Below are 17713 nucleotides of genomic sequence, written 5' to 3' on the forward strand. Positions count from 1 at the left end.
TTGACCCATTTACTTTTTGAACGATTTTTGAAGGAGAGAACCCATGAAAGTGTTTTACGACAAAGACTGTGACCTCAGCGTCATCAAAGGCAAAACAGTGGCCATCATTGGCTACGGCTCACAAGGCCACGCACACGCCCAAAACTTGAACGACAGTGGCGTGAAAGTGGTGGTGGGTTTGCGCAAAAACGGCGCAAGCTGGCCCAAAGTTGAAAAAGCTGGCCTCACAGTCATGGAAGTTGCTGATGCAGTGAAAGCTGCTGACGTGGTCATGATTTTGTTGCCCGACGAACAAATCGCCGACGTGTACCGCAACGATGTTGAACCCAACATCAAAAAAGGTGCTTCTTTGGCATTTGCACACGGTTTCAACGTTCACTACAACCAAGTGGTGCCCCGTGAAGACCTCGACGTTTGGATGGTTGCCCCTAAGGCCCCAGGCCACACCGTTCGCAACACTTACACACAAGGCGGCGGCGTGCCCCACCTCGTGGCAGTGCACCAAGACAAGAGCGGCAAAGCCAGTGCATTGGCACTGAGCTACGCCATGGCCAACGGTGGCGGCAAGGCCGGCATCATTGAAACCAACTTCAAAGAAGAAACAGAAACCGACTTGTTCGGCGAACAAGCTGTTTTGTGCGGCGGCGCCGTCGAACTCATCAAGATGGGTTACGAGACTTTGGTTGAAGCTGGCTACGCCCCCGAAATGGCTTACTTCGAGTGCTTGCACGAGTTGAAACTCATTGTTGACCTGATCTATGAAGGCGGCATTGGCAACATGAACTACTCCATCTCTAACAACGCAGAGTATGGTGAGTACGTGACAGGCCCCGAAGTGATCAATGAGCAATCTCGTGTTGCCATGCGCAATGCTTTGAAGCGCATCCAAACCGGTGAGTACGCCAAGATGTTCATTTTGGAAGGCCGTACCAACTACCCAAGCATGACAGCCCGTCGTCGCTTGACCTCCGAGCACTCCATTGAAGTTGTGGGCGCACAATTGCGCTCTATGATGCCTTGGATTGCTAAAAACAAATTGGTCGACAAATCACGCAACTGATGTTGTGAACCACACACCTGAAAGAACTGTCGCATGCACGATGGCATAGAAACTCCTGACGACGCCGACTCGGCTGGACAAGTGCGTAAGCCTCGCAAGGGCATTTACGTCCTGCCCAACTTGTTCACGTTGGCAGCCCTGTTCGGTGGCTTTTACGCCATCGTGATGGCCATGAATGGCCGTTTTGACATGGCGGCCGTGGGAGTTTTTTGCGCCATGGTGCTCGACAGCCTGGATGGCCGTGTGGCCCGCATGACCAACACGCAAAGTGCCTTTGGAGAGCAGATGGACTCCTTGTCCGACATGGTCTCCTTTGGCGCTGCGCCTGCGCTCATTGCCTATGAGTGGTCTTTGAAGGGGCTCGGCCGTTGGGGTTGGATTGCTGCCTTTGTTTACTGTGCTTGCGCGGCATTGCGCCTGGCACGTTTTAACGTCAACACCGCCGTCGTTGACAAACGATTTTTTCAAGGCTTGCCTTCGCCGGCAGCCGCAGCGCTGGTCATGGGTTTCATTTCCATCATGACCGATGCCGAAGTTTCTGCAGCCAGCATGGCCTGGCCCATGTTTGTTGTGGCCATGTTTGCTGGCCTGACCATGGTCACCAACGTGCCTTTTTACAGTTTCAAAGATGTCAGCATGAAGCAGAGCGTGCCCTTTGTGGTGATCGTTCTCATTGCCTTGGGCATTGCTGCCGTCAACATTCACCCACCTATGGTGCTTTTTGGCTTGTTTGTTTTGTATGGCCTCAGCGGTTACGCCCTCTACGGATGGCGCCGTTTTAAGGGGCAACAAACCAGCGTGATCAGCACTTCCACAGAAGATCCCGATGAACGGGGTTTACACCAGTAAACAGTTTTCAAAAACTTGTGATACAGTCGTCTCATGAAATTGAACTTGCTAGCTCTACTGTTGACGCCCCTCGGGCGGGATATGTAGCGCACGCTGTTCTATTTCCCATCAAGCCCGTTTGCCAACCGCAGCGGGCTTTTTTTATTTTGAATTTGCTTTTTTGAAGTTTTCAAACCAGGAGTGAAACATGGCCGATAAATTGATTATTTTTGACACGACATTGCGCGACGGTGAGCAGTCACCTGGCGCTTCCATGACCCGTGACGAAAAACTGCGCATTGCGCGTCAATTGGAACGATTGCGCGTGGACGTGATCGAGGCAGGTTTCGCAGCCAGCTCCAACGGTGACTTTGAAGCGGTTCAAGCCATTGCCAATGCCATCAAAGACTCCACCATCTGCTCTTTGTCGCGTGCCAACGACCGCGACATTTCCAGAGCGGCAGAGGCTTTGAAGGGCGCCAACAGTGGCCGCATTCACACCTTCATTGCAACCTCACCCTTGCACATGGAAAAGAAACTGCGCATGACACCCGAGCAAGTGTTGGAGCAGGCCAAGCAATCCGTGCGCTTTGCACGCAACTTGGTGGCCGATGTGGAGTTCAGCCCTGAGGACGGCTACCGCAGCGACATGGACTTCTTGTGCCAAGTGCTTGAGGCTGTGATTGCTGAAGGTGCCACCACCATCAATGTGCCCGACACAGTCGGTTATGCCGTGCCTGAGTTGTACGGCCAGTTCATCAAGACATTGCGTGAGCGCATTCCCAACTCAGACAAAGCCATTTGGTCCGTGCATTGCCACAATGACTTGGGCATGGCGGTGGCCAACAGTTTGGCGGGCGTGAAGTTGGGCGGCGCTCGACAGGTCGAGTGCACCATCAATGGATTGGGCGAGCGTGCGGGTAATTGCTCTTTGGAAGAAATTGTCATGGCGGTTAAGACGCGCAAAGACTATTTCGGCCTTGAGATGAACATTGATCCGGTTCATATCGTTGCTGCCAGCCGCATGGTCAGTCAAACCACTGGTTTTGTGGTTCAACCCAACAAGGCCGTGGTGGGTGCCAATGCATTTGCACACGCGTCAGGTATTCACCAAGATGGCGTCTTGAAAGCCCGTGACACTTACGAGATCATGCGCGCAGAAGATGTGGGCTGGTCGGCCAACAAAATTGTGTTGGGTAAGTTGAGTGGCCGTAATGCTTTCAAACAACGCTTGCAAGAGTTGGGTGTGGTGCTTGAAAGTGAATCCGAGTTGAATGCTGCTTTCACCCGATTCAAAGAATTGGCCGATCGCAAGAGTGAAATTTTTGACGAGGACATCTTGGCTTTGGTCAGCGAAGAGAGCGTTACTCAGGACAAAGAACAGTACGCTTTTGTGTCTTTGGCGCAACACAGTGAAACTGGCGAAAAACCACAAGCGACCATCGTGTTCACCATGGGAGGCAAAGAAGTCCATGGCAAGTCCGATGGCAACGGCCCCGTCGATGCTTCTCTCAAAGCCATTGAATCCATCGTTGAAAGTGGGGCAGAAATGGTGCTTTACTCCGTCAACGCTATCAGCGGATCGACCGAAAGCCAAGGGGAAGTCACGGTTCGCCTGCAAAACAGTGGTCGCGTGGTGAACGGCGTAGGTTCAGACCCCGACATCATCGTCGCCTCTGCCAAAGCCTACTTGAGCGCCTTGAACAAGCTTCAAAGCAAGGCCGACCGGGTTGCGGCACAAGGTTAAAGCCTAGAAGCCAGTAGACTGAAAAACGTCTTCAAGAAGATCGCGCAAGGTATTGATCTTGCGCGATTTTTTTTATTTATGTACACTGTCGGAAGTTTCTATTACACTCGCCAAATTCTGATTGATTTTGGGCATTGAAAGTACCGCTTTGACTCCACTAAATCGCTTGGTCACCCGCCGTTTCATCAGCCTTTGCGTGCCTGTGTGCATCATGGCCCTGATGTCTATCTCATCTTTCGCGGCTGACGGCGAAAAGGCTCGGAAGCCTGCTAATTCCAGCAAAGCCTCCCAACAGGCCGCCAAACCTGCGCCTAAAGCGCGCAAAGTTGCCAAAGCCAAACCGGTTGACACGCGACCTTCCTATGGCCGTGTTGCAGGTCTGCATCAAAGTGGTGATGCCCTCGACCTGCGCTCCAGTGTGGCGCTGGTGATTGACCAAGACACACACGAAGTTTTGCTGCGTAAAAACGATCAAGCCGTTTTGCCCATTGCCTCTTTGACCAAACTCATGACGGGCTTGGTCATCAGCGATGCGAATTTGCCACACAGCGACATGATCACCATTACGCAAGAGGATGTGGACACCGAAAAGGGCAGTTCATCTCGTTTGGCAGTTGGATCTGTTCTCAGCCGTGGTGACTTGTTGCATTTGGCCTTGATGTCCAGCGAGAACCGAGCAGCCCATGCGCTGGGTCGTACTTATCCAGGTGGTTTGTCAGCCTTTGTCAAAGCCATGAACGATCGCGCAAGTGGTTTGGGCATGAGCTCAACGCACTACGTTGAGCCTACCGGCTTGTCTAGCCGCAACCAATCCAGTGCCACCGATTTGGCTGTGCTGGTAGGTGCTGCCTACAACGTTCCTTTGCTGCGTGAATTGTCGACATCGCCAGGCCGCGAAGTGGCCGTGGGCCGCCGCACTTTGCAATACAACACAACCAACCGTTTGGTGAAGAGCCCTAACTGGGACATTGGTTTGCAAAAGACAGGCTATATCTCTGAAGCTGGCCAGTGCTTGGTCATGCAAACCAAGGTGTCGGGTCGTAAGTTGATCATGGTGTTTTTGGATTCAGCGGGCAAACTCAGTCGCATCGCCGACGCAGAGCGTGTGCGCCGTTGGGTTGAAACAAACCAAGCGCGTCACGTCGTGGCATCCGCCAACACAGCAGGTTGAGTCTTCACGCCAACGTAAATCACGTTGCCCAACAAAAAGCCCGTCATCGACGGGCTTTTTTTTCTTTAAGCTTTGTAGCCTAGGGATTGTGAAATGCCCTCAGCTGTGGCTTGCAGCTTGGGTAGCCATGCTTCATCCAGTCGATCTGCAGGCGCCGAGATGGACAATCCCGCAAGCAACTTGCCTTGGTCATCATAGATGCCTGCGGCAATACAGCGAACACCCAATTCGAGTTCTTCGTTGTCGCGTGCAATGCCGTATTGGCGAACTTTGGAAAGCTCTCGCTCTAGCACTGGCAATTGGGTAATGCTGTTTTTGGTGTGACCACTGAGGCCAGTTCGCGTGGCGTAGCTGCGCACTTTCATCGGCTCATCCACCGACAAGAACAACTTGCCAACCGAGGTGAGGTGCAGGGGCGCACGACCGCCAATGGCGCGCACCACTTGCATGCCAGAGCGCTCGCTGTAAGCGCGCTCGATGTACACAATTTCATCACCTTGGCGCATGCTGAGGTTGACGGGTTGCTGAATCAGTTTGTGCAAGTCGCGCATGGGTGCAAGCGCCGCATCGCGCACGTTCAGTCGTGCTTTGACCATGTTGCCCAGTTCAAGCAAACGCATGCCCAGTCGATAGCTGCCAGGCTCGGGGCGGTCTACAAAACGGCCAATGGTGAGGTCATTCAAAATGCGATGCGCTGTGGACGGGTGCAGGCCCGTTTTTTCGCTGATTTCTTTCAGTGAGATGGCGTCTTCCCTGGATGCCAAAACATCCATGAGTGAAAACAGTCGCTCAATGACTTGAATGGTGGGGACAGCCGGTGTGGGTGCTTCAGCTTTTCTCATGGGACTTAACCTCGGTCTTTTTGAAAGCGAAGGGGCCTTCACGATGTGAAGACATTGCGAAATTTGATTTTACAAGATGAAATTGGCTTTGGGTAGCCTAATCGTGAGGTGATTTGAAATGACGGCGCCATTGGCCGTTCATCAAGCGCTCATGGGGGCTAAAGCGTTCCTTGTATTGCATTTTGGGGCTGGCCCCAATCCAATAGCCTAGGTAAACATAGGGTAGCCCCAAAGATTGGGCTTGCTTGATTTGCCACAGCACACCGTAGGTGCCAAAGCTCGCTTCTTTATCGGGGTCAAAGAAGGTGTAAACGGCCGACAAGCCGTCGTTCAAGACATCCACAATGCTGACCATTTTGAGCTCACCCAAGCCGCCATCGACCGTGGGTTCACGAAACTCAACCAGGCGCGAGTTAACGCGGCTTTGCAACAAAAATTGCTTGTACTGCTCCACGCTGTCTTGGTCCATGCCGCCACCTTCGTGCCGGCTGTTTTGGTAGCGCAAATACAAGTCGTAGTGTTCTGACTCAAAGCCCAGTCGTGACACCTTGGCCACCAGATCTTGATGTTTTTTCAAGGCACGCTTTTGACTGCGGTCAGGTTTGAATTCGTCACACAGCACGCGCAAGGGCACGCAGGCTTGGCAACCATCGCAATAAGGCCTGTAAGTGAACAAACCACTGCGCCGAAAACCTCTGGCCACCAAATCAGAGTAAACCTCGTTTTGAATCAGGTGGCTGGGTGTGGCAACTTGCGAGCGCGCTTCTCGCGCATCCAAGTAGCTGCAAGGGTAGGCTGCAGTGGCATAAAACTGCAGCGTGCTAAAGGGCAAATCTTTCAGGTGTGTCATGCTGCTTTGCCGCTTCGCCAGTGGTCCCAATCGATGGTGGCATTTTGCCAGTCGGGGCTGGGTGCATGCTTGGCTGTGTGCGTCAATGCTAAAAATTCAGCGCGTGACATTTCTTGGGCGCCCATGGAGGCCAGGTGGGCGGTGTTTTGTTGGCAATCGATGGCCACAACACCTTGATGCTCGCAAACTTGAACCAGGGCGGCCAAGGCCATTTTGGAGCCATCGCTGATGGTGCTGAACATGGACTCACCAAAAACAGCACGTCCAATGCAAACAAAATACAGACCGGCTACCAACTTGCCGTCCAACCATGTTTCAACGCTGTGGGCATGACCTGCTTGGTGCAATGCTTTGTAGGCCTCAACCATGGCGGGTACGATCCAGGTGCCATTTTGTCCTTCGCGGGGACTCTGCGAACAAGCCTCAATCACTTGGTCAAATGATCGGTCAAAACACAATTCAAACTGGGGATGCGTCGCGTAACGAGCCAGCGTTTTACGCAGCGACCGGTGCAACTTGAAGTCTTTAATTTGGAGAACCATGCGCGGGTCTGGACTCCACCACAACACAGGCTGATCGGGGTTAAACCAAGGAAACACACCTTGACCATAAGCCTCTAGCAACCTATTAACGCCAAGGTCTGCGCCCGCTGCCAATAAACCAGGTGCCTCAGAGTCCTTACCCCAAGCGGTTTCGACCGGGGGTAAAGGATCTTGGCTTTCAATCCAAGGCAAGTGGGGTTGAGGGGTGTCGGCGGACATGTTTCCAGTTTATGCTAATGCTTATGAAACTTTACAACTACTTCCGATCTTCTGCTTCTTTTCGCGTTCGCATTGCACTTCAGTTGAAGGGCTTGCCCTATGAATATATCGCGGTTCACATTGCCAAAGGCGAGCACAAGTTGCCTGGTTACAGCGCAGTCGCTGCAGACAATTTGGTGCCCAATTTGTTGGTCGATGGCGAGCATTTAAGTCAGTCATTGGCCATCATGGAGTATTTGGATGAAACGCATCCCACGCCCGCCTTGTTGCCCCAAGATGCATTGGGCCGCGCTCGCGTGAGGGCTTTGGCGCAGTCCATTGCTTGTGAAATTCATCCCATCAACAACTTGCGTGTGTTGAAATATTTGTCGGGAACTTTGGGCCTCAGCGAAGAACAAAAAAACACATGGTACCGACACTGGGTTCGCGAAGGCCTTGATGCTTTTGAGCGTCAGTTGGCACAGGGTCCCAAATCGACCTATTGTTTTGGCGACTCACCCACCATGGCCGATTGTTGCTTGGTACCCCAAATTTTCAATGGCAAACGCTTTGATGTGAACTTTGATGGCTTGCCCCTCACCATGGGTGCCTTTGATGCCTGCATGAAGTTGGAAGCATTTCAAAAAGCACAGCCCTCTGCCTGTCCCGATGCAGAGTAAGCCATTGATTGGTTTTGAGCCTGATTGGCCTGCACCGCCTTTTGTGCGGGCCCTCATGACCACCCGACAAGGGGGAGTTTCCAAAGCGCCTTGGAATGAACTTAATTTAGGCCTTTTGTCGGGCGATAAGGTCTCAGACGTGCAGCAGAACCGCGCATTGGTTGACCAAGCGCTAGGTGTCCCAGCGGTTTACATGCGGCAAGTTCATGGCACGCACGGTGTGGCTGTCACACCATCGACGCCGCCCAACACCGAAGCGGATGTGGCCTGGACCACCCAAGCGGGTGTTGCATTTGCCATCATGGCGGCCGATTGCTTGCCCATTTTGGTGTGCCACCCCACGGCCAAATGGGTGGCCGGTGCGCATGCAGGTTGGCGTGGTTTGGCGGGGCTTGAGGGTCATGGTGTGGTGGAAACTTTGGCGCAATCAGCCAAAGCGCATGGTTTAGCGCCTCAAGACTGTGTGGTTTGGTTAGGCCCCTGCATAGGGCCCACCGCATTTGAAGTAGGTGAAGACGTCTTCGCCGCCTTTGGCAGTTTGTTAGATAAATCCGACAACGCCGAAAATTTGTTCGTTCAGACATCACCGACCAAATACATGGCCAATTTGGCGGGTTTAGCGCGGGAGCGTTTGAAATTGGCAGGATTTGGGTCGGTCCATGGCAATGACAGCAGTTTGCCTTGGTGCACCTATCGACAAGAAGCGCTTTATCACTCTCACAGGCGCGATGCAGTGGCCAAAGGTGGCTCGGGCCGCATGGCGGCTTACATCTGGATTACGGCTTAGGACTGGTTTTGTCGTCGTTTTGTAACTGCGTGGCCTCATTCTGAGCCTGTTCCGCTGCTAATCTGGCTTTTTTACGATTTGGGGCCCCCATCACGTAAACGATGATTGAAGTTGGAAGGATTCCGTAAAGAATGAAGGTCAGAATACCTCCAAGGACAGTTCCATTGGTGTTGGTTGCTTCCGCCACGCTCATCATGAGTGCGACGTAGAGCCAGGCGATTGGGACGATGTACATGATAAAAATTGCTCAAAGACAGGAGAAGTGCACATGACGAATTCAAACCATGAATTTTGGTCTCGCGCCGGAGAAGAGTTTCAGCAAAACCTTGCCAAGAGCTGGGGCCAAGCCATGCAAACTTTTCAAACCATGGACTTGGGCGGTATTTTGCCCGGTGCTGAAAAAGCTGCAACACCTTTGAGTTTTTCTCAAGAAAAACTCAAGGCTATCCAAGCGGCTTATCTGGAAGAGGCCACCGCGTTGTGGAATCACGGGTTGGAAGCGAAGCATGACATCAAAGACCGTCGTTTTTCAAGTGATGCTTGGACGGGCAATCCCATGGCGGCATTTACCGCAGGCGCCTATTTGCTCAATGCCAAAACCATGATGGGTTTGGCAGAAGCTGTTGAAGCGGATGAGCACACCCAAAACAAAATCAAATTTGCAGTGGAGCAGTGGGTGGCGGCGTCAGCCCCCAGCAACTTTTTAGCCTTCAATGCGGAAGCCCAGAAAAAGGCCATCGAAACCAAGGGTGAGAGCTTGGCCAAAGGCATTCAGAATTTGTTGCACGACATGCAACAAGGCCATGTGTCGATGACCGATGAAAGCAAGTTTGTGGTGGGTGAGAACGTGGCCACCACGGAAGGTGCTGTGGTTTTTGAAAATGAATATTTTCAATTGATTGAGTACAAACCACTCACCGCCAAAGTTTACGAAAAACCGTTTTTGTTGATCCCGCCTTGCATCAACAAGTTTTACATCTTGGATTTGCAGCCCAACAACTCTTTCATTCGCTATGCCGTTAGCCAAGGTCATCGCACCTTTGTGGTCAGTTGGCGCAATCCTGATGAGTCCATGGCGCAAAAGTCTTGGGATGATTACATTGAAAATGCCGCCATCAAAGCGATTGCGCAAGTTCAAGAGATCACCGGCGCCAAACAAATCAATGCATTGGGCTTCTGTGTCGGTGGCACCATTCTGAGCAATGCCCTGGCCGTGTTGGCGGCGCGTGGCGAAAAGCCAGTGGCCAGCGCCACCTTCCTCACCACCCTCATTGATTTCACTGACACCGGCGTGTTGGATGTTTTCATCGACGAGAACTTTGTGAAGTTTCGCGAAATGCAAATGGGGCAGGGCGGTTTGCTCAAGGGCCAAGACTTGGCATCCACTTTCAGCTTCTTGCGCCCCAACGATTTGGTTTGGAATTATGTGGTCGGCAATTACCTCAAAGGTGAGTCGCCACCGCCTTTTGACTTGCTTTATTGGAACAGCGATTCCACCAATTTGCCAGGTCCGTTCTATGCGTGGTACCTGCGCAATACGTACCTTGAAAACAAATTTGTCACACCCGGCGCTGTCACTGTCTGTGGTGAAAAAATTGACCTCGGCAAAGTGAACATGCCGGTTTACATCTATGGCTCACGCGAAGATCACATCGTGCCCATTGGTGGTGCTTACGCATCCACACAGCACCTGCCAGGCAAGAAGCGTTTTGTCATGGGGGCGTCGGGCCACATTGCGGGTGTGATCAATCCGCCTGCCGCCAACAAGCGCAGCCACTGGTTGCGCGAAGATGGCAAGTTTCCTGCAACGGCCCAAGAGTGGATTGCTGGCGCAACAGAATTGCCAGGTAGCTGGTGGACCGACTGGTCCGATTGGCTTAAAACACACGCTGGCAAGCAAATTGCTGCGCCCAAACACTATGGCAAGGACGCCAAGTCTAAAACCATAGAACCTGCACCAGGACGGTACGTCAAAGCACGTGCTTAATGCAAATTGAAATTGACCGATTAACAAACAAGGAAGACAACATGGAAGACATCGTTATTGTTTCAGCTGCCCGCACCGCTGTGGGTAAATTTGGGGGCTCGCTGGCCAAGGTTTCAGCACCAGAATTGGGCAGCATTGCCATTCGCGAAGCCATCGCACGTGCAGGACTTGGCATGGATCAAATTGGCGAAGTCATCATGGGCCAAGTGTTGGCCGCGGGTGCAGGCCAAAACCCTGCGCGTCAAGCCATGATGAAAGCAGGCGTTGCCAAAGAAACACCGGCACTGACCATCAATGCTGTGTGCGGTTCTGGTCTGAAAGCCGTCATGTTGGCTGCACAAGCCGTGGCTTGGGGCGACAGCGACATCGTGGTGGCCGGTGGCCAAGAAAACATGAGCGCTTCTCCTCACGTGTTGACCGGTTCACGCGACGGTCAACGCATGGGCAACTGGAACATGGTCGACTCCATGATCGTTGACGGTCTGTGGGATGTCTACAACCAATATCACATGGGCATCACGGCAGAAAATGTGGCCAAGGCCAATGGCATTACGCGCGAAATGCAAGATGCATTGGCGCTAGGTAGCCAACAAAAAGCCAGTGCTGCACAAGATGCTGGCAAGTTCAAAGATGAAATTGTGGATGTGCTCATTCCGCAGCGCAAGGGCGATCCTTTGGTCTTCAACACAGACGAATTCATCAACAAAAAAACCAACGCTGAAGCTCTGGCGGGTTTGCGTCCTGCCTTTGACAAAGCTGGTTCAGTGACAGCAGGTAATGCCTCAGGCATTAATGACGGAGCGGCTGCAGTGGTGGTGATGTCTGCCAAAAAGGCAGCTGCTTTGGGATTGAAGCCATTGGCCCGCATTGCTTCCTTTGGTACCAGTGGCTTGGACCCCGCCACCATGGGCATGGGCCCCGTACCTGCATCGCAAAAAGCTTTGCAGCGCGCTGGTTGGAAAGCCAGCGACATCGATTTGTTTGAATTGAACGAAGCCTTTGCTGCACAAGCTTGCGCAGTTAACAAAGCTTTGGACATTGATCCTGCGCGCGTCAACGTGAACGGTGGCGCCATTGCCATCGGACACCCCATTGGTGCGTCTGGTTGTCGTATTTTGGTCACCTTGCTGCACGAAATGCAGCGCCGTGATGCCAAGAAAGGCTTGGCAGCGTTATGCATTGGTGGTGGTATGGGCGTGTCATTGACACTCGAGCGATAAATTTTCAATAACTAAAACTCATTTTTAAGGAGACAAACCATGAGTCAAAAAGTAGCTTACGTCACAGGTGGTATGGGTGGCATCGGAACCGCCATTTGCCAGCGCCTTCACAAAGAGGGTTTCAAAGTGATCGCGGGTTGTGGCCCCACGCGTGATTTCACCAAATGGCTTGATGAACAAAAAGCTTTGGGCTTTACGTTCTATGCGTCTGTGGGTAATGTGGGTGATTGGAATTCAACGGTTGAAGCCTTCACCAAAGCCAAAGCAGAGCACGGCACCATTGATGTGCTGGTGAACAACGCAGGCATCACCAAAGACCGCATGTTCTTGAAAATGACACGCGAAGATTGGGACGCAGTCATTGAAACCAACCTCAACTCCATGTTCAACGTGACCAAGCAAGTGGTAGCCGACATGGTTGAAAAGGGCTGGGGCCGCATTGTCAACATTTCATCGGTAAACGGCGAAAAGGGTCAAGCAGGTCAAACCAACTATTCCGCTGCCAAAGCGGGTATGCACGGTTTCTCAATGGCCTTGGCGCAAGAGTTGGCCACCAAAGGCGTCACAGTCAACACAGTCAGCCCAGGCTACATTGGTACCGACATGGTCAAGGCCATCCGTCCTGATGTGCTTGAGAAAATTGTGGCCACTGTGCCTGTGAAGCGTTTGGGCGAGCCCAGCGAAATTGCATCCATCATTGCCTGGTTGGCGTCTGAAGAAGGTGGTTACGCCACTGGCGCAGACTTCTCCGTCAACGGCGGTTTGCACATGGGTTGATCCCAGCACTTGGCACTTGCTGCCTTGTGACAGAACCCCGCTTCGGCGGGGTTTTTCTTTTGGGCCATCAGTTTGCAAGCAATTGCAGGTTTGAGAAGTTGATTCCTTGAAAGAATCCCTGAATAAATGCTATTTCGATCAACAATAATTGGTTGTCGATTGACAACCAATTCAAATGCAACTATTCTGGAGACTCATTTGAAACGCGCCAAACATCCCAACAAAGAAATTGAAGCAGCCTTGCGATTTGCAGAGTCAGAAAAATGGCGGATCGATGTGGGTGGATCGCATGCATGGGGAAAGATGTTTTGCCCCTTTAACCAAGAGACTTGCCGTTGTGGCGAGTTTTGTATTACCTCCATTTGGAGTACGCCCCGAGATACCGAAAACCATGCGCGGGCTTTAAAGCGAGTTGTCGAAAAATGCGAGGTGCGTGTTTCAAACATGCGACGGTTGATTCAGCAGTTCATCAAGATTGAAAAGAAATAATCATGGAATACCACTTCACTTTAAAGTATCAAATCAGCCACGGAGATGATGGCGGAGACGATATTGCAGAACGTCTAGGAGGCGGGGGCTGCGATGATGCATTGTTAGGTTTAGGTCAGCCCGGTCGCATTGCACTTAACTTTTCTCGCAAAGCAAAATCAGCAGAACTTGCGCTTTTGAGTGCCTTGGCAGATGTTCGAAAGGCCTTGCCAGAAGCTATGCTGATTGAGGCTGCGCCAGATTTTGTTGGCTTGTCTGATGTTGCCGATTCGGTTGGGGTTACCCGCCAAAACTTGCGCAAGCTGATGTTGCAGCACCACCCCTCATTTCCAGCACCCGTCCATGAGGGCAAAGCCGTCATGTGGCATTTGGCCGACCTGCTGACCTGGTTGCGTGAAAAAATGGCATACCAGGTCAATGAGCCCGAGTTTCAAGTCGCTCAGCTCACCAAGCAACTTAATTTGGCCAAATCTCTGCCCGAGCTAGACAAGCAATTACTGAAGGACATGAAGCCTTTCATTTATTAATTATGATTGGGCTGTGATTGATTCTTCCATACCCTCAATAAGTCCTTGGCGCCTGTCAGTTGCACCCATGATGGACTGGACCGATCGGCATTGCCGGTTTTTCCATCGTTTGCTAACGCAACACACCTTGCTTTACACCGAGATGGTCACTACGGGCGCTTTGCGACACGGCAGTGTTGAGCGCCATTTGCGCTTCAACGCAGAAGAACATCCCGTGGCTTTGCAACTCGGCGGCAGCGATGCCGCCGACCTGGCCTTCGCCGCCAAGCTAGGAGAGCAATGGGGCTACAACGAAATCAACTTGAACTGTGGTTGCCCCAGCGATCGTGTGCAGCGCGGCGCTTTCGGTGCATGCCTCATGAACGAGCCTCCGTTGGTGGCCGATGGCGTCAAGGCCATGGTCGATGTGGTGTCTGTTCCCGTGACCGTTAAGCACCGCATTGGCATCGACCAAATTGAAAGCTACGACTTTGTTCGCGATTTTGTGGGCACAGTTAAAGACGCAGGCTGCAGTGTTTTCATCGTTCATGCGCGCAATGCGTGGTTGCAAGGTTTGTCGCCCAAAGAGAATCGCGAAATTCCACCGTTGCGTTATGAGTTGGCTTACCAGCTTAAGAAAGATTTTCCGTCGCTCACCATTGCCATCAATGGCGGTATCACGCGCAATGACCAAATAGCAGAACACTTAAATGAGGTCGACGGCGTCATGATTGGACGCGAGGCTTATTACAACCCATGGCTCTTAACCACATGGGATGCGCAGTTCTTCAATGCAAACGGATCAAGCATCACGCGCGAGGCGGTGGAAGAAGCCATGGTGACTTACATGGAGCGTGCATTCAAAGAAGATGGCTGCCCTTGGTATGCCATAGCGCGGCACATGTTGGGGCTTTACCATGGCCAACGAGGTGGGCGCTTGTGGCGTCAGGTTTGGAGCAATCACAAACTCAAACCCATGCCACCTCGAGAGGTGATGGCCATTGCACGTGAAGCGCTGGCCAAAGGTGCGGAAATCCCCGCTTAATCTAAGCGGCCTTCATCATTGGGTATCAGTTTGCAGATGTCTGGCTAGCGCTAGCCGCCATCAGGCCATTGGCGAAATGCGCTTGCATTCTTGCGGCAGTTGCCACAGGGTCTTTGGCATTGAGAGCTGCCATGATGGCCTGATGCTCAGCCAACGACTCGGTAATGCGGCCGGTCTTAAAGAGCGAGTTGTGACGGTTGAGTTTCATCACTTTGCGCAAGTCGGCCACCATTTGGTCACGCCATTTGTTTTGGGCCAGCTCCAACAAGCACATGTGAAACGCTTCGTTCACTTCAAAAAACTTGTCGTGTTTTTCTTTGCCAGGTTTGCCAGCTGCTTCTAGCTCGGCATGGAGTGATTGCAGTTTCTTCAAGTCTGCAGGGGAGGCGGTTTGGGCCACCACCGCAGCCGCATCGCTTTCTAAAAGGCTGAGCAGGTGATAAACATCCCGCAGATCTTTTTCTGAAACCTCGGTGACATAGGCACCGCGGCGCACTTTCATGGTGACCAGGCCTTCAGCGGCCAATACTTTCAAAGCCTCCCGGAGGGGGGTGCGGCTGATGCCATAAGCTTTGGCAATTTGAAGCTCGTCAATCCAGCTGCCAGGTTCCAGCTCGCGTCTGAAGATGCGCTGCCGGATCAGTTCAGCAACTTCTTCATAGAGCGCGCGTGGCGCCAAAGACGGGACGGCAGACAGGGCAGGCATGGTGGCTAAATCGTGAAAATTGGCCTAAAGTGGGCCGTTTGGCGGATTGTAAGGCAAGTACAATATTTTGCATCAATAATTATGAATCATATTGAGGACCCCGTGACATGACCCAGCCCAAGAACGAATTCAAGAACGCACAACTCGAAGATTGGATGCGTGCAGCGCAGAAGTCTGCGCCCGGCGGCAATGTCGAAGCCCTCAATTGGAAAACGCCTGACGGCATCTCCGTCAAGCCTTTGTACACGGCAGAAGACACAGCGTCATTGCCGTACGCCAACACCTTGCCAGGCTTCGAGCCGTTCTTGCGTGGCCCTCAAGCCACCATGTATTCCGTACGTCCTTGGACCATTCGTCAATACGCAGGTTTTTCTACGGCTGATGAGTCCAATGCGTTCTACCGCAAGGCATTGGCAGCAGGCGGTCAAGGCGTTTCAGTGGCCTTCGACTTGGCCACACACCGCGGTTACGACTCCGACCATCCCCGCGTTACGGGCGATGTGGGCAAAGCCGGTGTAGCCATCGACTCTGTCGAAGACATGAAGATTTTGTTTGACCAGATTCCCCTCGACAAGGTGTCTGTGTCCATGACCATGAACGGCGCGGTGTTGCCCGTGTTGGCAGGTTACGTAGTGGCCGCCGAAGAGCAGGGCGTCAGCCAAGACAAATTGTCGGGAACCATTCAGAACGACATTCTGAAAGAGTTCATGGTGCGCAACACCTACATCTACCCACCCGAGCCCTCGATGAAAATCATTGGCGACATCATTGAGTACACGGCCAAGAACATGCCGAAGTTCAACTCAATTTCCATTTCGGGTTATCACATGCAAGAGGCCGGTGCCAATCAGGCGCTTGAGATGGCCTTTACTTTGGCTGATGGCAAAGAGTATGTCAAAACCGCCATTGCCAAAGGCATGGATGTGGATGACTTTGCAGGCCGCTTGTCCTTCTTCTGGGCGGTGGGCATGAACTTCTATTTGGAAATTGCCAAGATGCGTGCCGCGCGTTTGCTGTGGTGCCGCATCATGAAGGGCTTCGATGCTAAGAACCCCAAGAGCCTCATGTTGCGCACGCACAGCCAAACCTCTGGCTGGTCACTTACCGAGCAGGACCCCTACAACAATGTGGTGCGCACCACCATTGAAGCCATGGCCGCTGTGTTTGGTGGCACACAATCTTTGCACACCAACAGCTTTGATGAAGCCATTGCGTTGCCTACCGAGTTCAGCTCGCGCATTGCTCGCAACACCCAGCTGATCATTCAAGAAGAAACGCACATCACCAACGTGATCGACCCCTGGGCCGGCAGCTACATGATGGAATCGCTGACGCAAGAGATGGCCGACAAAGCCTGGGCCATCATTGAAGAAGTTGAAGCCATGGGCGGCATGACCAAGGCGGTGGACAGCGGTTGGGCCAAGCTCAAAATTGAAGCAGCCGCGGCCGAGAAGCAAGCTCGCATTGACTCTGGCAAAGACGTCATTGTGGGTGTGAACAAATACAAGTTGGCCAAAGAAGATCCCATTGACATCTTGGCCATCGACAACGTGAAAGTGCGTGACGGTCAAATTGAACGCTTGAAGAAAATTCGCGCTACACGCGATAACGCCAAAGTGCAAGCCGCTTTGGACGCACTCACAGCTTCAGCCGAAAGCGGCCAAGGCAACTTGCTCGATCTCAGCATTCAAGCCATTCGCTTGCGCGCCACGGTGGGTGAGGTGTCCGATGCGCTCGAGAAAGTTTTTGGGCGCCATCGCGCCGATACACAAAAGGTGACCGGTGTGTACGCTGCTGCTTACGACTCAGCCGAAGGTTGGGATCAACTGAAAAAAGAAATCAATGAGTTCGCTGACACCAAGGGCCGTCGTCCTCGCGTGATGATCAGCAAGTTGGGCCAAGACGGCCACGACCGCGGCGCCAAAGTGGTGGCTACTGCGTTTGCTGATTTAGGCTTTGACGTCGACATGGGCCCCTTGTTCCAAACGCCAGAAGAGTGCGCACGCCAAGCCATTGAAAACGATGTGCACGCGGTGGGCGTTTCAACCTTGGCAGCAGGACACAAAACTTTGGTGCCTGCCATCATTGCCGAGTTGAAGAAGCAGGGCGCCGACGACATTATCGTGTTTGTGGGTGGTGTCATTCCACGTCAAGACTACGACTTCTTGTACGAAGCCGGCGTGAAGGGCATCTACGGCCCCGGCACGCCTATTCCAGCTAGCGCCAAAGATGTATTGGAGCAAATCAAAAAGGCCTTAGGTTGAGCCCTCAAGACCTC

Annotated in this window: 18 protein-coding genes; 13 read left to right on the plus strand and 5 right to left on the minus strand. The window is 52.5% G+C overall.

Going from position 1 to position 17713, the window contains the following annotated elements; translation table 11 throughout:
* Positions 1-43: 43 nt before the first annotated feature.
* The 4 genes from ilvC (at position 44) to pbpG (ending at position 4806) form a co-directional block, all read left to right on the plus strand.
* Positions 44-1060, plus strand: a complete 1017-nt coding sequence (gene ilvC / locus L103DPR2_RS07790; RefSeq protein ID WP_055360505.1) for a ketol-acid reductoisomerase — start codon at positions 44-46, stop codon at positions 1058-1060.
* Between the two features lie 33 nt (positions 1061-1093).
* Positions 1094-1909, plus strand: a complete 816-nt coding sequence (gene pssA / locus L103DPR2_RS07795) for a CDP-diacylglycerol--serine O-phosphatidyltransferase (protein ID WP_055360506.1) — start codon at positions 1094-1096, stop codon at positions 1907-1909.
* Positions 1910-2096: 187 nt separating this feature from the next.
* Positions 2097-3635 carry a 2-isopropylmalate synthase gene (locus tag L103DPR2_RS07800; RefSeq protein ID WP_055360507.1) on the plus strand — a complete coding sequence of 513 codons (1539 nt, stop codon included), beginning with the start codon at positions 2097-2099 and terminating at the stop codon, positions 3633-3635.
* Between the two features lie 148 nt (positions 3636-3783).
* Entirely contained in the window at positions 3784-4806 is a 1023-nt protein-coding gene (gene pbpG / locus L103DPR2_RS07805; RefSeq protein WP_055361937.1) for a D-alanyl-D-alanine endopeptidase, read from the plus strand.
* Positions 4807-4871: 65 nt separating this feature from the next.
* On the opposite strand, the gene L103DPR2_RS07810 is transcribed toward pbpG, so the two are convergent.
* The 3 genes from L103DPR2_RS07810 to aat form a co-directional block, all read right to left on the minus strand.
* Complete coding sequence (locus L103DPR2_RS07810) at positions 4872-5648, minus strand: IclR family transcriptional regulator (protein WP_055360508.1); 777 nt, start codon at positions 5646-5648, stop codon at positions 4872-4874.
* Between the two features lie 97 nt (positions 5649-5745).
* A complete protein-coding gene (locus L103DPR2_RS07815) occupies positions 5746-6498 on the minus strand; it encodes an arginyltransferase (protein ID WP_055360509.1) in 753 nt (250 codons plus the stop codon).
* Positions 6495-7259 carry a leucyl/phenylalanyl-tRNA--protein transferase gene (gene aat / locus L103DPR2_RS07820; RefSeq protein ID WP_055360510.1) on the minus strand — a complete coding sequence of 255 codons (765 nt, stop codon included), beginning with the start codon at positions 7257-7259 and terminating at the stop codon, positions 6495-6497. Before aat ends, L103DPR2_RS07815 begins: the two co-directional genes overlap by 4 nt.
* 23 nt (positions 7260-7282) lie before the next feature.
* Here aat and maiA point away from each other — a divergent pair, with 23 nt between their 5' ends.
* Positions 7283-7918, plus strand: coding sequence for a maleylacetoacetate isomerase (gene maiA / locus L103DPR2_RS07825; RefSeq protein WP_055360511.1), 636 nt, complete (start codon positions 7283-7285; stop codon positions 7916-7918).
* 55 nt (positions 7919-7973) lie between these two features.
* Positions 7974-8705, plus strand: coding sequence for a peptidoglycan editing factor PgeF (gene pgeF / locus L103DPR2_RS07830; protein WP_231717601.1), 732 nt, complete (start codon positions 7974-7976; stop codon positions 8703-8705).
* On the opposite strand, the gene L103DPR2_RS07835 is transcribed toward pgeF, so the two are convergent.
* A complete protein-coding gene (locus L103DPR2_RS07835) occupies positions 8695-8940 on the minus strand; it encodes a hypothetical protein (protein WP_055360513.1) in 246 nt (81 codons plus the stop codon). The two genes, pgeF and L103DPR2_RS07835, sit on opposite strands and share 11 nt — an antisense overlap.
* Before the next feature lie 33 nt (positions 8941-8973).
* Between L103DPR2_RS07835 and L103DPR2_RS07840 the strand changes: the two genes are divergently transcribed.
* From L103DPR2_RS07840 to dusA, 6 genes are all read left to right on the plus strand, one after another.
* On the plus strand, positions 8974-10692 hold the full coding sequence (locus L103DPR2_RS07840) for a PHA/PHB synthase family protein (RefSeq protein ID WP_055360514.1): 1719 nt from the start codon (positions 8974-8976) through the stop codon (positions 10690-10692).
* A 41-nt stretch (positions 10693-10733) separates the two neighbouring features.
* On the plus strand, positions 10734-11912 hold the full coding sequence (locus tag L103DPR2_RS07845) for an acetyl-CoA C-acetyltransferase (protein WP_055361938.1): 1179 nt from the start codon (positions 10734-10736) through the stop codon (positions 11910-11912).
* A 39-nt stretch (positions 11913-11951) separates the two neighbouring features.
* Positions 11952-12689, plus strand: coding sequence for an acetoacetyl-CoA reductase (gene phbB, locus L103DPR2_RS07850; protein WP_055360515.1), 738 nt, complete (start codon positions 11952-11954; stop codon positions 12687-12689).
* Between the two features lie 198 nt (positions 12690-12887).
* On the plus strand, positions 12888-13178 hold the full coding sequence (locus tag L103DPR2_RS07855; protein WP_055360516.1) for a hypothetical protein: 291 nt from the start codon (positions 12888-12890) through the stop codon (positions 13176-13178).
* A 2-nt stretch (positions 13179-13180) separates the two neighbouring features.
* On the plus strand, positions 13181-13705 hold the full coding sequence (locus L103DPR2_RS07860) for a helix-turn-helix transcriptional regulator (protein ID WP_055360517.1): 525 nt from the start codon (positions 13181-13183) through the stop codon (positions 13703-13705).
* A 16-nt stretch (positions 13706-13721) separates the two neighbouring features.
* Positions 13722-14729 (plus strand): tRNA dihydrouridine(20/20a) synthase DusA, encoded by a 1008-nt coding sequence (dusA, locus tag L103DPR2_RS07865; protein WP_082466873.1) that lies wholly within the window; start codon positions 13722-13724, stop codon positions 14727-14729.
* 25 nt (positions 14730-14754) lie between these two features.
* Here dusA and L103DPR2_RS07870 read toward each other — a convergent pair whose 3' ends face one another.
* Positions 14755-15426: a GntR family transcriptional regulator gene (locus tag L103DPR2_RS07870; RefSeq protein WP_055361939.1), complete on the minus strand. Its 672-nt coding sequence runs from the start codon at positions 15424-15426 to the stop codon at positions 14755-14757.
* Positions 15427-15542: 116 nt separating this feature from the next.
* Here L103DPR2_RS07870 and scpA point away from each other — a divergent pair, with 116 nt between their 5' ends.
* The gene (gene scpA / locus L103DPR2_RS07875; RefSeq protein ID WP_055360519.1) at positions 15543-17699 is read left to right on the plus strand and encodes a methylmalonyl-CoA mutase; all 2157 of its coding nucleotides are present in this window, start codon (positions 15543-15545) and stop codon (positions 17697-17699) included.
* The last annotated feature ends 14 nt before the right edge of the window (positions 17700-17713 follow it).

The organism is Limnohabitans sp. 103DPR2 (assembly GCF_001412575.1).
Lineage (GTDB): Bacteria > Pseudomonadota > Gammaproteobacteria > Burkholderiales > Burkholderiaceae_C > Limnohabitans_A.

Excerpts from the sequence above, each read along its gene's own strand:
- ilvC (WP_055360505.1), top strand. The coding sequence starts at position 44 with ATGAAAGTGTTTTACGACAAAGACTGTGACCTCAGCGTCATCAAAGGC.
- pssA (WP_055360506.1), top strand. The coding sequence starts at position 1,094 with ATGCACGATGGCATAGAAACTCCTGACGACGCCGACTCGGCTGGACAA.
- L103DPR2_RS07800 (WP_055360507.1), top strand. The coding sequence starts at position 2,097 with ATGGCCGATAAATTGATTATTTTTGACACGACATTGCGCGACGGTGAG.
- L103DPR2_RS07810 (WP_055360508.1), bottom strand. The coding sequence starts at position 5,648 with ATGAGAAAAGCTGAAGCACCCACACCGGCTGTCCCCACCATTCAAGTC.
- L103DPR2_RS07815 (WP_055360509.1), bottom strand. The coding sequence starts at position 6,498 with ATGACACACCTGAAAGATTTGCCCTTTAGCACGCTGCAGTTTTATGCC.
- aat (WP_055360510.1), bottom strand. The coding sequence starts at position 7,259 with ATGTCCGCCGACACCCCTCAACCCCACTTGCCTTGGATTGAAAGCCAA.
- maiA (WP_055360511.1), top strand. The coding sequence starts at position 7,283 with ATGAAACTTTACAACTACTTCCGATCTTCTGCTTCTTTTCGCGTTCGC.
- pgeF (WP_231717601.1), top strand. The coding sequence starts at position 7,974 with ATGACCACCCGACAAGGGGGAGTTTCCAAAGCGCCTTGGAATGAACTT.
- L103DPR2_RS07835 (WP_055360513.1), bottom strand. The coding sequence starts at position 8,940 with ATGTACATCGTCCCAATCGCCTGGCTCTACGTCGCACTCATGATGAGC.
- L103DPR2_RS07840 (WP_055360514.1), top strand. The coding sequence starts at position 8,974 with ATGACGAATTCAAACCATGAATTTTGGTCTCGCGCCGGAGAAGAGTTT.
- L103DPR2_RS07845 (WP_055361938.1), top strand. The coding sequence starts at position 10,734 with ATGGAAGACATCGTTATTGTTTCAGCTGCCCGCACCGCTGTGGGTAAA.
- phbB (WP_055360515.1), top strand. The coding sequence starts at position 11,952 with ATGAGTCAAAAAGTAGCTTACGTCACAGGTGGTATGGGTGGCATCGGA.
- L103DPR2_RS07860 (WP_055360517.1), top strand. The coding sequence starts at position 13,181 with ATGGAATACCACTTCACTTTAAAGTATCAAATCAGCCACGGAGATGAT.
- scpA (WP_055360519.1), top strand. The coding sequence starts at position 15,543 with ATGACCCAGCCCAAGAACGAATTCAAGAACGCACAACTCGAAGATTGG.